Annotated in this window: 9 protein-coding genes; 5 read left to right on the top strand and 4 right to left on the bottom strand. The window is 54.0% G+C overall.

The window, feature by feature from the left end; translation table 11 throughout:
* Positions 1-126: 126 nt before the first annotated feature.
* Genes FE783_RS20640 through FE783_RS20650 form a run of 3 tightly spaced genes read left to right on the top strand, consistent with a single transcriptional unit; the run spans position 127 to position 5,298 of the window.
* Complete coding sequence (locus FE783_RS20640) at positions 127-2,433, top strand: ABC transporter ATP-binding protein (RefSeq protein ID WP_138881280.1); 2,307 nt, start codon at positions 127-129, stop codon at positions 2,431-2,433.
* Positions 2,430-3,035, top strand: a complete 606-nt coding sequence (locus FE783_RS20645; RefSeq protein ID WP_238403176.1) for a DUF1854 domain-containing protein — start codon at positions 2,430-2,432, stop codon at positions 3,033-3,035. The genes FE783_RS20640 and FE783_RS20645 overlap by 4 nt, the downstream gene beginning before the upstream one ends.
* Positions 3,036-3,072: 37 nt before the next feature.
* Positions 3,073-5,298 carry an ABC transporter ATP-binding protein gene (locus tag FE783_RS20650; RefSeq protein ID WP_138881281.1) on the top strand — a complete coding sequence of 742 codons (2,226 nt, stop codon included), beginning with the start codon at positions 3,073-3,075 and terminating at the stop codon, positions 5,296-5,298.
* Between the two features lie 75 nt (positions 5,299-5,373).
* On the opposite strand, the gene FE783_RS20655 is transcribed toward FE783_RS20650, so the two are convergent.
* Complete coding sequence (locus FE783_RS20655; protein ID WP_158301940.1) at positions 5,374-7,299, bottom strand: right-handed parallel beta-helix repeat-containing protein; 1,926 nt, start codon at positions 7,297-7,299, stop codon at positions 5,374-5,376.
* A gap of 467 nt (positions 7,300-7,766) precedes the next feature.
* Between FE783_RS20655 and FE783_RS20660 the strand changes: the two genes are divergently transcribed.
* Positions 7,767-9,164: an ABC transporter substrate-binding protein gene (locus tag FE783_RS20660; protein ID WP_238403182.1), complete on the top strand. Its 1,398-nt coding sequence runs from the start codon at positions 7,767-7,769 to the stop codon at positions 9,162-9,164.
* A 270-nt stretch (positions 9,165-9,434) separates the two neighbouring features.
* A complete protein-coding gene (locus FE783_RS20665; RefSeq protein ID WP_138881284.1) occupies positions 9,435-9,644 on the top strand; it encodes a YqzE family protein in 210 nt (69 codons plus the stop codon).
* 52 nt (positions 9,645-9,696) lie between these two features.
* Here the strand turns inward: FE783_RS20665 and FE783_RS20670 are convergent, their stop codons facing one another.
* The 3 genes from FE783_RS20670 to FE783_RS20680 all read right to left on the bottom strand — a co-directional run bounded on the left by FE783_RS20670 (position 9,697) and on the right by FE783_RS20680 (position 13,653).
* The gene (locus FE783_RS20670; protein ID WP_138881285.1) at positions 9,697-10,692 is read right to left on the bottom strand and encodes a hypothetical protein; all 996 of its coding nucleotides are present in this window, start codon (positions 10,690-10,692) and stop codon (positions 9,697-9,699) included.
* Between the two features lie 181 nt (positions 10,693-10,873).
* Positions 10,874-11,863, bottom strand: coding sequence for a YqhG family protein (locus tag FE783_RS20675; protein ID WP_138881286.1), 990 nt, complete (start codon positions 11,861-11,863; stop codon positions 10,874-10,876).
* On the bottom strand, positions 11,860-13,653 hold the full coding sequence (locus FE783_RS20680) for a DEAD/DEAH box helicase (RefSeq protein WP_138881287.1): 1,794 nt from the start codon (positions 13,651-13,653) through the stop codon (positions 11,860-11,862). Before FE783_RS20680 ends, FE783_RS20675 begins: the two co-directional genes overlap by 4 nt.
* Positions 13,654-13,790 lie beyond the last annotated feature (137 nt).

A 13,790-nucleotide genomic window follows, 5' to 3' on the forward strand; every position in this document is an offset into this window, starting at 1 on the left:
TTAACGGCTTCCGAGCAGGAAAAGCCGGATTTTTTCAATCATTTTTTCCCTTTTCAGATGAACCGGGAACATATAATATTGGTGTTATGTACCAAATTAATTCCAATTTCCAGTTGCGATGGAGAGATGATGAGAACATTACCTGAAGAAATGGAAGCCGTACTGCGGCAAAACCGGATCGCAGAGGAAGACCTGGTTTACTGGATGGTGTGCGACCGGACGACGGATGGCCGATTCTCGGATACTTACCTGCTGCTCGGCCGGGATGCGCTGACGATTCTTTCGAGCGCCGGTCCGCCATCACTCGAGAAAGACTACAAAGGCTTCGTCAAATCGAAAAAGGAGAAAAAGCTGCCGAAGCCGATTCCGTCCGGACCTTGGACGAAGGAGACGATCGAGCTTGGCAAAGTGGCTTCGTTATCGGTAGTCAATCTGGTTGCTTCCGGGATGATGGTTATCAAGGGGGAGGACGGGGAGCAGCGCGTCGTCGCGGCCTTTACGAACGGGCATATGAGCAGAGCGGCGAAGCTGGCCTCGATATTCGGCAAGCTGAAGAAGAACGAAGAGCCCGATCCGCACGAACTGAACGAAGAGCTGGGGCAAGGCTCCTGCCCGAAGTGCGGGATGATCTATCCGGAGAAGGGCAGACAAGTTTGTCCGAAATGTATTAAGAAGCACGCCATTTTCACAAGGCTGCTTTCCTTCGCGGGGGCTTATAAAGTCTCGATCTTCTTCATCGTCCTGTTCATGCTGCTCAATTCGGCGACCGGCCTGGCCATTCCGTATTTACAAGGAACGGTGCTATTCGATCAGGCGCTGGGCGGGGAAGGGACGTTCGCCGGCAAGATCGGGCTCGTGATCCTGCTCATCATCGGTTTCCGCACGTTATCTTTGTTGTTCGGGATTTTGTTCGGGGCGATCAATGCGAAGCTGGCGGCCAACGTCTCGTTTGACTTGAAATCGACCGTATTCAGCGCGATGCAGCGGCTGTCGCTCAACTTTTTCCAGAGGAAGCAGACCGGACAGCTGATGACAAGGGTAAACAACGACGCCACCGAGCTTCAATACTTTTTCGTGGACGGCATGTCGTACTTTATCGTCAATGCGATGAACATTATCGGCATTACCGCTATTTTGCTTATTATGGACTGGAAGCTGACGCTGCTCTGCTTTATTCCGCTGCCGGTCGTCTTCTTCATCGTCCGGAAGGTATTCCCGAGGCTGTGGCGGCTGTCGTGGAGAAGGCACAGGAAAGTCAGCGCGATGAACTCGATCATCAGCGACACGATACGCGGTACGCGCGTTGTCAAATCGTTCGGCAAGGAGCAGAACGAAATAGAGCGTTTTCAACGGGCCAACATATCGTTCTCCGATGCGGAGCAGACGGTCAACAAGCTGGGCGGCACCGTATTTCCCGTACTGAACCTGCTGACGCAAATGGGCGGACTGCTCATCTGGGCGTTCGGCGGCTGGATGGTCATGAAGGATCAGTTTTCGTTCGGGCAAGTTTTGACTTTCGTGAATTACATGTATATGCTTTACGGTCCGATCCAGTTCATGAACAACATCGTCAACTGGTGGTCGCACTGCATGTCCGCGGCGCAGCGCATATTCGAAATTCAGGACGCCGTCCCGGAAGTCGCGGAGAAACCCGATGCGATTCATCTGGAGGAGTTGAAGGGCGATATTCGCGTATCGAACGTCGTTTTCGGATACGAGCCGAATAAAGCGATTTTGAAGGATGTCACCATACAGGCGAAGCCGGGTCAGATGATCGGAATCGTCGGACATTCGGGAGCGGGCAAATCGACGCTGGTCAATCTCATTTCCCGGCTGTACGATGTGAATGAAGGGGAGATCCGGATCGACGGCATTAACGTCAAAGACTTGACGACCGCATCGCTTCGCAAAAATATCGGGATCGTCTCCCAGGACGTCTACGTTTTCTCGGGCAGCATTGCCGAGAACATCGCCTACGCGGATGCCGATTGCACCATCGCCGATATCGTAAATGCCGCGAAGATAGCCAATGCCCACGATTATATCGAGAAGCTGCCGGACGGCTACGATACGATTATCGGCACCGGAGGACACAATTTGTCCGGCGGGGAGAAGCAGCGGCTGTCGATCGCGCGGGCCATTCTGCACAATCCGAAAATACTCATTCTGGATGAAGCGACCGCTTCGCTCGATACGGAGACGGAGCTGCAAATTCAGGAAGCGCTCGATTCGCTGATCAAGGGCCGGACGACGATCGCCATCGCGCATCGGCTGTCTACGCTGAGAAACGCCGATTACTTGGTCGTCATGGATCACGGGAAAGTGGTGGAAGCCGGTACCCATGAGGAGCTGATGAGCAAGGAAGGCGCGTATCACGGACTCGTGAAAAAGCACGACGAAGCATTGAAGATGAAAGAGGGGATCATCGCATGACGATGACGGCTGCGGTAACGGAAACCGATAACGGTCCGGACGGGAAAGAGAAACAGCGGCTTGCCGCAAGCGGGCACGAGGGAAATAACGAAAAGCAATCCGACTTGGCCGAGGCTGCGAAAATTAACTATTTGACGCCGGAGAGCGCGTCGTTCCGGAAGACGGAAGGCCGAATGCTCGCCGTGACGGTCGACGGCAAAGAGCATGACGCGGTTTATGTGCATTGTTCGTTCCCTCACACGGACAAACGGATCTATCTCTCGATCCGCACGTTCGAGAATAAAGAAATCGGGATGATCCGATCGCTTGACGACTTCCCGAAGGAGACGGCCGATTTATTAGAGGAACAGGTAACAATCCGGTATTTCGCCCCGGAAATAACGAAAGTGGTCAAAATCAAGGAAGAATTCGGCTACTCCTACTGGGAAACGGAGACGACGGCGGGAATATGCCGCTTTACGGTTCGCAGCGGCGGGGGGCACGTAAAGCTGGTGTCGGAAAACCGGCTTCTCGTCTCCGACGTAGACGGCAACCGGTTCATCATTCCCCATTTGGACCGGCTAAGCGACAAGGAATACCGGATGGTCGAAATGTGCATGTAACCGATTGCATCTTCAGCGGGGGAAAGCGGAGGTATAGATGAACTTAAATTACACGCTCTCGGAACGCGATTCAGCGGCGGCGCGGCAAGCCGTCGGAGAGCATATTTCTTACTGCGTGCCTGCCGACCTGTCGCTTCAAGGACAGCGGACGCCGGGATATTTCGTCATTGGGCATCAGAAGTGGGCTTATGTGGAACAGGGCGAGGTACGGGACAGCGGCGTCATTGCGGAAGCGCGCGAATACAAGATCGTCCCGCTTATCGGCAATGCGGTCCTAGAAGCGGCGGAGAACGATTCGAAGCGGATTGTCGTCCGGGTGACGATGCAGCATGCGGCCCGTTACGGATACATCGCCAAAATATTGAACGACATGGCCGCGAACAGCCCGGTCCGGATCTATAACAATGAGGAAGAGGCCGCTTGCGTCAAATGCGGGGGAGCGCTAATTCCGGGAACGCGGGTGTGCCCGAGATGCATGAACAAGGCCGCTGCTTTCAAGAGGCTGATCCTCGTATCCAGATCGCATTGGAAACGGCTTGGCCTCGGGCTGACCGTGTTGTTCGCCTCCGCCGGCCTCGCTTTATTGGGTCCGTATTTCCAGAAGCTGCTGGTGAACTCGGCTTTACAGCCGCCCGAAGGGCAAAGCGCCAGCGTCGAGATGTTTTTTGCCGCTCTTGCCGGAATGCTCGGGGTATTGTTGTTCGGAGAGCTGCTCGGCATAGCGAAGAGCCGGATTATGGCGAGCGTAAGCTCGGGAATCGCCGCCGATTTGCGCAAGATGGTTTATGATAAAATCCAAAACTTGTCGCTCGGCTTTTTGACGTCGCAGCGGGCCGGGGACATGATGAACCGGATCTCGTCGGATACGGACCGGATCCGCCACCTCATCCAGGAATTATGTACGACGGCGATTTTCCAGTGCATCATACTCATCTCGGCTGCTTACCTGCTCTTTCATGCGGATTGGCGACTCGCTTGCGTCGTTCTGCTGCCTGCGCCGATCGTTGCCGTGCTGCACGTATACATTTGGAAATACGTTCTGTGGAAGCTGTTTCACAAGCAATGGAGGGTTTACGACAAAGCGAGCTCGTTTCTGCATGACGTGCTGAGCGGAATCCGGGTTGTGAAAGCGTTCGGGAAGGAAGAGCGGGAAATACGCCGCTTCAAAAAGTTCAACAGCGATTTCGCCGCCGCTTCCTACAAAAGCGAGAAGCTGTTCAGCATTTTGTCGCCCTTTACGAACTACTTGATCCAGCTGGGACAATATCTCGTACTGATGATCGGCTGCAGCATGATTCTCGACAAGCAGATGACGCTCGGGGAACTGATCCAATTTACAATGTACGCCTCGATGATATTCGGGCCGATCGCTTGGCTTATGTTTATGCCGCGATGGGTGGCCAATGCGATTATTTCCGTGGACCGCGTATTCTCCGTCATCGACGAGCAGCCGGAAGTGCTTGATACTCATGCTTCCGTGAAGCATTCGATTCGCGGGGCGATATCGTTTAAGGACGTCATTTTCGGCTACAAATCGTACGAACCGGTTCTGAAGCAGCTTACTTTCGATGTGAAGCAAGGGGAAATGATCGGTCTCGTCGGACATTCCGGCTCGGGCAAATCTACGCTGATCAACCTCGTATCCAGACTGTACGACGTTACGGAAGGCAGCATAAGCATCGACGGCGTCGATATCCGGAACATCAAGCAGGAAGACTTGCGTTCGCAGATCGGGGTCGTGCTCCAGGAAACGTTTTTGTTCAGCGGGACGATTGCGGACAACATTCGCTATTCCAAGCCTGACGCTACGCTGGAAGAGGTCATCGAGGCCGCGAAGGTGGCGAACGCCCACGACTTCATCATTCGCCAGGCGGACGGTTACGACACGAAGCTGGAGGAGAACGGAAACAACATTTCCGGCGGCGAGAGACAGCGGCTTGCGATCGCCAGGGCGGTGCTGAACAATCCGCGCATCCTTATCCTAGACGAAGCGACGGCCTCCCTCGATATCGATACGGAGACGGCGATCCAGGAAGCGCTCAAGAGGGTTACCAAGAACCGGACGACGTTGGCGATCGCCCACCGGTTGACTACGCTGCGGAATGCGGACCGGCTGCTCGTTCTGGATAAAGGCAAGCTGGCCGAAATCGGGACGCACAGCGAACTGATGGAGCGGAAAGGGATTTACTATAAGCTCGTTACGGCGCAGCGGGGCATGGCGAAGAAAAACGGGCAGGCGGATAATGCCGTGAAGCTTGGATAAATTGGACGGGAACCGTCAGAGGGCGCTCTGACGGTTTTCCATCATCTTTTACATTTAGCGGGTCGGGGTCAAGACTCACATCCGATTCGAAGATATCGTAATCGTCCCCGTTCCGGCATTCTGGAATGAAGCCGTTTCCCCTCCGTTCAGCAGATCGTTGTTGACCGCGAAGTTTTGAGCGCTGGCCGCATCGGCTATATTCAGCCCATACCTCGGCCGGATCGTTCCCGAGCCTTTGCGGACCGTGTTCATCTGGATCATATTGTAACTGCTCTGCTCCATGATGAGCATATTGTCGTATGTGTTAGGAGCTTCCTGACTATTTCCGATGCATGTATTCGATAAAACTTGGTTGGACTGGGACTGACTTCGCAGCCACAAGCCCGCTTGCAAATTATCATTGCATATATTGCCTTGCAGCTTATTGTAAGAAGATTCCCATAGCTGAACCCCGTACCGGTTCCTGACGCACAGATTGCCGGAAATGTCGTTATACTGACAAGTCGCCCCTACCAGGCGAATGCCGAACTGGTTTCCGTCACACCGGTTGTCGGCCACGAGGCAGTACCGGGCGTGCGTAAGATTGATTCCTTCATTCTGGTTCCCCTTGCACACATTGAGCTGAAACAGGTTGTATCCGATATCCGTCGTATTCGTTCCCTCCACGACGATCCCCTTTGTCCCGTTGTCTAGCACCGTATTGCCGATGAACTGATTGTATTGGTTTTTGCCGGTCCGGTTGTTCCCGCCGATCCGGATTCCCATCTCGGTATTGCCGTTGCAGCTGTTGTACAGCACTTTATTATGGGAAGCGCCTCTAACTTGAATCCCGCGGCGATTACGGTCGCATGTGTTTCCTTCGAGCAGGTTGCCCCGGGCGTTGTCGTCGGTCGTGCCGTAGATGGCGATTCCGCTGCCTTGATTATCGTTGCATATGCAATTGACGACAGAGAAATCTTGAACGACATCCCCTTCATTCGGCTCGATATCAATGCCGCTCTGGGGCTCTACGCCGTTTGTTTTGTTGAAACGGCTGCCGAATGCGAGCCCGCCGATGCAGGATGTAACGGACATGCCTTGCCGCCGGTTGTTCTCGCACGTCACTTGCAAAATGTTGACATTCTCGCACGAGCTCCTATTGGACGCACTTTCAATCCCGATGTAGATCCCGTCGCCCCAGCAGTCCTTGATCACGATGTCCCGGATCGTGACGTTCCGGCTGCTGCGTATTGAAATTCCCATTCCATGCTCGCCGGTGGCGGCCTGATGCTCATACCGGTCACCCCAAATAGTCCCGCCCTGCACCGTTACATGGTCCTTATTTACAATATGGATAATATGGTACAAATTCGCCGCGTTCGGAATCGCTTTCAAAACGGCGCCGGGCGACAGCAGCAAAATTGTGTTGCTATTCGGCTTTAATGCCACGAGCGCATTGATCATGTACACTCCATCCGGCACCAGCACCGTTCCGCCGCTTGCGGGAACAGTGTCCAGCGCTCGCTGGATGACGGCCGTATCATCCGTGCTCCCGTCGCCTGCGGCCCCAAACCATCTCACGTTTAAGGGCTCGTCTCCGATCAACCGCTTGTACCGCGCGCCCGATGCGGAAACAATAACCGTTCCCGTGTTGTCTACCGACGCCGTATCTCCCGGATCGTACAGAAACCAGCCTTCCTTGCCGGAATCGGCAACAAAGTAAAGCGTGTTCGCATCGGGGGCCGGAATCGTCCTAAGCCCGGCTATCGTGGTCATATGGCACTTGGAGGAATACAGCGATCCGTTCGGGTTTCCGCCGCCCGCCCCGTATACGCTCCCCATCAATGTCGAGCCGTTCCCGCCTTGAGCCGCGAACAAGCTGTTATTCAACAGAATCGCAGCCGCACCGGTTGTGCCCAAAGAAGCCAGAAGCTTTCTTCTGCTAAGCTTGCTTTGCAGAGCAGACGGGCTTGCAATCTCCTCGCGCGCCGGATTCGTGAGCCTATCTTTTTCATCCAACATTTCGAACTCCTCCAATCGGTTTATTTTTTGGAGCTTCTTGCTTTCTTGATCGCCATGTTCGCTTTCTCCTCCCATTCTCTTCCCATTCTCCTCCACATCTGAATTCCCACGTATGATAGACCAAGTATTCTATCACTATCGTTTGTGCATTCCCTGCCGCCTCCCTTCCGAGCGGAACATACCGCTATCTTGACGGGATTTACTTCCGCATACGGTTATATGGCTTATGGTACCGTTTTCATCCGTAATCGTTCTATACAAGATCGAACTAAAAATTGATGTAATTCTATCCTCTCTCGGAAGCAAGACGAGGTTCGAAAAGTAGTGTGAATTACATTCGCCGAAATAAGACCTAAAATGGGAATTATTTGATTTTATGGAGCGTCCTTGATATCCTGAATTTGTAAGTCTATGAATCCGGAATGATAGGTATAGCCGGAATGGAAGGTGGAGGGATACCATTGGCAATGCGGATAAGCAGAGGAGCGGCAGCATTGACGGCAGCGGCGGTCATGCTTGCAGGATGCGGTGCCGGGGGCACGGAGGCCAAGCTGAAGGAGCTCGGCAAGGACGAGAAGGCGACGATTAAAGTAGTGAGCACCACGGACGAACGGATGTTCAGTCAGCAATATGGGCAATTATTTTCGGTAAAATATCCGAATATCGACATTCAGTACGTTTCCACGCAAGGCGTAATCAAGTACGGCCCGGACACGGACTTCAATAAGGAGTATGAGAAATTCTTGGACGAGCAGAAACCGGATGTTTTGATTCTATCCATGGACCTATATGAGAGGATGGCGGACAGCGGCAAGCTATACGATCTGGAGCCGGTTATCCGCCAGGACAAGTTCGATCTGTCAGGCATTTTGCCGGCGGTGCTCGACACGATCAAATCGCGAAGCGGCGGCAAGCTATACGGGCTTGCTCCAAGCTTCAATTCGCAAGCGTTGTTTTATAACAAGTCGCTGTTCGATAAAAACGGCGTCCCCTACCCGAAAGACGAGATGAGTTGGGAGGAACTGCTGGATTTGGCCAGACGGTTTCCTACGACGGGGGACGACGCGACCCGAGCTTACGGCTTTGGATTGGGAAATTTGGACAGCCTTTATCGGCTGGTGACGATGATCGGCACGACGAAAGGACTGAATTTCGTTGACCCGGACAGCCTTACGATGACGATGAAGACTGACGGCTGGAAGCAGGCGGCGCAGCTCGGGCTGGATGCATACAAATCGAAAGCCGTATACCGGCAAAATCCGAACCAGCAGTTCCGTGGCGGAACGATGGAGGACTTTTACAGGCAGGACCCGTTTATCGGGGGGAGAGTGGCGATGATGATCAGCGGCACTTATTATTTGGACAGCTTGCGTCAGGCGAAGACGGCGCTTCGGGACGATATGCCGCAGTGGGACCTTGTGACGGTCCCGGTCGATGCGGGAAATCCGGGCACTACCGCTTCGCTAAGCGTCAACCAAATATTTGCCGTAAACGCACAATCTCCGAACGTAAGAGCGGCTTGGGAGTTCGTCAAATATATCAATGACAACGAATATGCGCGGGTCACATCGAAGACGCCGGCGTTCGGCAGCATCACATCGCGGGCCTCTTATTTGAAAGATACGGAAGGACGGAATATCGAAGCGTTTTATAAAATAAAAGGGAACAGCGCAGCATTCAACAAAGCGATGGCGAACATCCCCCCGGCGTTCATCGGGCAATTATACGGAATCGCCGAGGCGGAGTTCAAAGAGGCTCTGGAAGGACGAAAAACGATCGACGAGGCGCTTCAGGCGATTCAGGAGAAAGGGCAGATCGAGCTGACGAAGGCGAAGCAAGCGGAGGAGCAGAAGAAAAAAGGATAGCCAAATTTGATGTATACGCAGCCACCGATTAGGAAATAATAAATACGGGCATTCGCGGCAAAAAAAGCTTGCATAAGCTGAACAAGAAACTGCCTGATTTGTCCTAATGAAATGGAGAAAAGGAATCATCTTGCAGCGAGTTTTGGCTTTGAGTTTCTACCATCTGTCTGAAGCGGCAAGGTGATTTTTTTTCGTAATGCAATGGCCGTTTAATCATTTGTTCAGCTTATATACAGCTTCCTGTTCGCGTACCGGGAGGTGAAGAAGCGCATGGCGATCAAAACCGACGACTACATCAAATATTTGACCGAGAAAGTTGTCGCATACATGGATATGCCTGCAGACGTGCGCAAGGAGCAGCGCAGCCTGTACAGAAGCACGAGGGAGCCGTGGCAGGTGCGCTGGTTCGGCATGGTTCCATTGTCCGTCCTGATCTGGTGGAAGCAGCGGAAACGCAAAAAAGAACACCCCGATCCGTAATACGGATTTGATGGGGTGTTTTCTATGGGAAGAGGAGGAGAAATACCGAAAGTTAGGAAAATGTGCTGATCCGCTGCCGATGAAAGGAGCCGTATTGCATCAATACGTCGAACGGAACATACCGTTCGCCTTCCTGCTCCAGACGGATGTACGGTGTGCTGCCGCTCCAGTCGTGATAACCGGTTACGGCCAGCGGTACAAGCACGGTCTTGCCGTACAGGTTGGCCGCAAAGGTGACGGATGGGCTTTCCGTGCCGATCATGGCGAGTAAGTCTCGCGCGGATGCGACAGGAAGCGGTGTATCGCTGATCCAGTACGTGTTATCGAAAGGATCGAACGGTGAAATCGCAATCGATCGGGCCAGCTTAGGAATCGCCTCCGGCAATGCGGCGGCGGGGTTGAAAGGTTGAAGCGGCTGGAAGCTTTGTGCGGACAAAGGGAGCCGCTCCCCGGTCTTCGCGTCCAAAAAGATCGATTCCCTCTCGTGCTGCAATTTCCAAACGGCGTGAAGCGGGCTGAAATACAGACGTTCGGGAGGGGTCGGGGAAGACTTCAAATAATAGGCCAAGTCGGTATCGGGATGTATGAGTTCAAGCTGTATCAAAGAACGATACAGCGTATTCATGCTGAAAAGGGGGTTATCGCCGGCGCCGTATTCGGTAAGTCTCAGCTTGCCGTCTTCCGTCGCCCCTACTACAAGATAGCCGATTTCCTTGCCGTCCTTGTGAAGAAGAACGAGCCATCCGTGCATCCCGGGTCCGAGCGGATAGCGGGACCATCGGGCGCCTTGCCAATGCCGGAAAGCTTCCTCGGCTGAAAGAGATCGGATCCAAGCCTCGATTTGAGTATCGAGCGATACGGTGTCATTAGAGTCGATCGTCCCGGGTTCTGAGGACAACCCTGTAAGGGGAAGCCCGTGCGGTTCAGCGGCCAAAGCCGATGGATGCGTTTCCATCTTTTGTTGCAGCGCCGCGCTGTCGTACGCGCGGAAGAACATCAACCCGACTCCGAGAAAGAGAGCCGCCACCGCTAGCAGCCATCGGTGCATTAGTCATCACCTGCCGTATTTGAATTCGGGGGCATCCGTTGAGGCGAGGGCGGTGTATATTAAGATATGCACTCATTGTAACGAATATGCCCAAAAAATGTTGTTGCTTCCTGTCAGACAGCCGGCTTTTTTTTGGCTGTTTTTTTGAGAAGTTTTAGCGGGATTCGTCAGTTCATGCCGTTCAAGGGCGTTTCAGATGAAAAAGACCGCCGTTTACGACAGAAACGCGGATTCTCGGCCGGTATTGCCAATCGAGCTCCTCCCGGCGCTTGCTCCATTGCTCCTCGGCCTCCCTTCTCGGCTCTTCCTCCAGCCCTTTCACGGCGTCTTCATAGTAACTGTCGACTCGTTCGAGCTCGTCTTTCAATCGCTGATGCGCTTTCGCGGCCCAATTGTGATCGTACCGTTTCAGCATTTTCTCCGCATGCTGCTCGACAATCGTGCGGGCCCGGGCCAGAGTGACGGCAGGACGCGCGATATATACGTTCGGCGGGAGCCGGGGGGTGAGCTTCTTGCCCGAGATCGTTTCGTGAAACGATTCATGCAGCTCGCCGGTCGATAAATCGACCCCGATCGAATGAAGCTCGTCCCGCTTCATGTCGCACTCGAGCTCGATCTTCATGTTGACGCACAGGTAAGAGTTGTAACCGGACGAGCCCGGGGCGGTCCGCGTGGCAGGATCGGGCTCCTCGAACAGCTGAACATGCTTGCCGGTCGATTTCACCGCATCGAACAGCTGCAGCAGTCGTTTGCTTCCGAACGTTACTTCTTCCCGCGGAATTCGGCCTGGTCCGAATGTGCCGGTGCCGCTCCCGCCTGCGGTTACGCCGAAATACCGGCCGAGAATGGAATCGCCCGATTGACCGAGCGGCTGACCGGATGGTCCAAGCACTTGAGGCGTCGCGGCGGACGGCTGGCTTCTTTCTTGGGCGGCTTTGGCTTCCGCTTCGGCCCGCACTTTGTCCGGATCGAAAATAAACGTAAACGTCATCGTCTCCGGGACGGCTCCCGTCCGCTCTACGAAGCCCCAGTAATACGAACGGTTCGTCAAGCGTTTGTCCGCCTCCGGCGAAAGCTTCACCGTAACGTAGGCGGGGTGCTTCTCGATGACGTGGCAGCCTGTCGCATCCAAATAACGGAGCGCGAATTTTTGGATTTGTTTCGTATTCAAGAGCTTACCTCCGCATCCGGTGCTATGGTTTGTCCGACGGCATTCAAGATGGCTCCGATATGAGCCTTCTGCCCGCGCTCCTGCTCCACTTCGTCGCGGATCGAACGGAACGAGTCGCCGAGCCGGTTGAGGTTAACACGCATGTCCTGCTCCGACTTCGATTCCGCCCACATTTTGAACAAGCTCGATTCGAGCGACGTTTTCTTCTCGAACCGCTCGAGAATCGTATCGAGCCCTCCGATTACCATTTCGAACATGTTGATCTTCTCGTGCAGCAGCGACAAAATGTGCTCCTCGATCGTACCGACCGTCGACAAGTTGAAAATTTGCACGTTTTCCGTTTGCCCGAGCCGATGAACGCGGCCGATCCGCTGCTCGACCCGCATCGGATTCCATGGCAAATCGAAATTGACGACATGGTGGCAAAACTGCAGGTTGATGCCCTCACCGCCGGCTTCGGTTGCGACCATCACTTGAGCGCGGCCTTTGAACAGGTCCATCATCCAATCTTTCTTACCCCGGTTCATCCCACCCCGATAAGGAACGGCGACAATGTTATGCTGCTTCAAATATTGGAGCAAATATTCTTGAGAAGCCCGATATTCGGTGAAGACGATCGTCTTGTCGCCTATATTTTGGATCAGCTCCAACGTTTTCTCGGCTTTCGTATTCGATTTGATGCTGCGGATCAGCTCGACGAGCTCCCATATTTTCGGCCTCAGCGGAGAATCCTCCGCCATTTTTTTGAACAGGTTGACCAGTGTCAGGAACACGGCGTCGCGGCTGCTGCATACTTCCCGCTGCAGCGTCACGAGGGACAGCATGCTGCCGATATCTCCCCGGGCATCCTGGTATCGGCCCTTCACGAAATCGCATACTCCGTCATAGAGCGCCTGCTCGTCGGGAGAAAGCGTGAGCGGGATGTTTTTGACGATACGCGAAGTAAATTGTAGCTCGCCGTCTCCTCTGCGGTTGCGGATCATCACTTTGGACAGCTCCTCTTGAAGCTTGTCCTCGTTTTTGGGCAGCCGCTTGTCCACGACGAAGTTGGCGGCGAAGTGGCCTTGACCGCCAAGCTGTCCCGGCTTAAGCAGGGTGATCAGGTTGTACAGCTCGCCCAGATCGTTCTGGACCGGGGTCGCCGTCAGCAGCAGGCAATATTTTTTGCGCAGCTCCTGGACGAACTTGTAGTTGGTTGTCTTTTTGTTTTTCAGCTTATGGGCTTCGTCGACGACGAGCATATCGTATTCCTGGTTCAGCACGATTTCGCGGTGCGGATCGCGCTTGGCCGTATCCATGGAGGCGACGACGACATCGTATTGGGTCCACATATATTCTTTCTTCTGCGCCACGGCGGGGATGCCGAACTTCTGGTTCAGCTCGCGCACCCATTGGAGCACAAGGGAGGCGGGTACGAGAATGAGCACTTTGCGGACGAGCCCGCGGATCAAATATTCTTTGATGATGAGTCCGGCCTCGATCGTCTTGCCAAGCCCGACCTCGTCGGCGAGAATCGCCCGACCCCGCATTTCGTAGAGCACCTTTTTGGCCGTATCGATCTGGTGCGGGAGCGGCTTGAGCTGCCGGATATGCGGCAAGCATAGGAGATCGTCGAAGCTCGCGATCAATCCGGCTTGCTCGGCTTCGCAGGCGAGCTGGTACATCGTCCAGTCGTCCCACGGACCGTTTTTGTGGACGCGCGCTTCCAGTTCTTCGAACCAGGAACGGTCGAAATGGATGTTCAGATGGTCGTTCAGGCTGCGTACGTGTTCCGTTGATGCCGAAATCATTCGCGTATCCTCCTTGCGTCTCCGCCACTTTCGGGGGCATAGCATCTAGTATTAACCAATTGATGGGGAAACATAACGAAGCCGTCGGAAGAGGGCGGTTTGCCGATATGGCGGGACGAACCGGCTTTCCGCTAACC

Source organism: Paenibacillus mesophilus (assembly GCF_005938385.1).
In the GTDB taxonomy this organism is placed as follows: domain Bacteria; phylum Bacillota; class Bacilli; order Paenibacillales; family NBRC-103111; genus Paenibacillus_AB; species Paenibacillus_AB mesophilus.

Excerpts from the sequence above, each read along its gene's own strand:
- FE783_RS20650 (WP_138881281.1), top strand. The coding sequence starts at position 3,073 with ATGAACTTAAATTACACGCTCTCGGAACGCGATTCAGCGGCGGCGCGG.
- FE783_RS20665 (WP_138881284.1), top strand. The coding sequence starts at position 9,435 with ATGGCGATCAAAACCGACGACTACATCAAATATTTGACCGAGAAAGTT.
- FE783_RS20640 (WP_138881280.1), top strand. The coding sequence starts at position 127 with ATGATGAGAACATTACCTGAAGAAATGGAAGCCGTACTGCGGCAAAAC.
- FE783_RS20645 (WP_238403176.1), top strand. The coding sequence starts at position 2,430 with ATGACGATGACGGCTGCGGTAACGGAAACCGATAACGGTCCGGACGGG.
- FE783_RS20670 (WP_138881285.1), bottom strand. The coding sequence starts at position 10,692 with ATGCACCGATGGCTGCTAGCGGTGGCGGCTCTCTTTCTCGGAGTCGGG.
- FE783_RS20655 (WP_158301940.1), bottom strand. The coding sequence starts at position 7,299 with ATGTTGGATGAAAAAGATAGGCTCACGAATCCGGCGCGCGAGGAGATT.
- FE783_RS20680 (WP_138881287.1), bottom strand. The coding sequence starts at position 13,653 with ATGATTTCGGCATCAACGGAACACGTACGCAGCCTGAACGACCATCTG.
- FE783_RS20660 (WP_238403182.1), top strand. The coding sequence starts at position 7,767 with ATGCGGATAAGCAGAGGAGCGGCAGCATTGACGGCAGCGGCGGTCATG.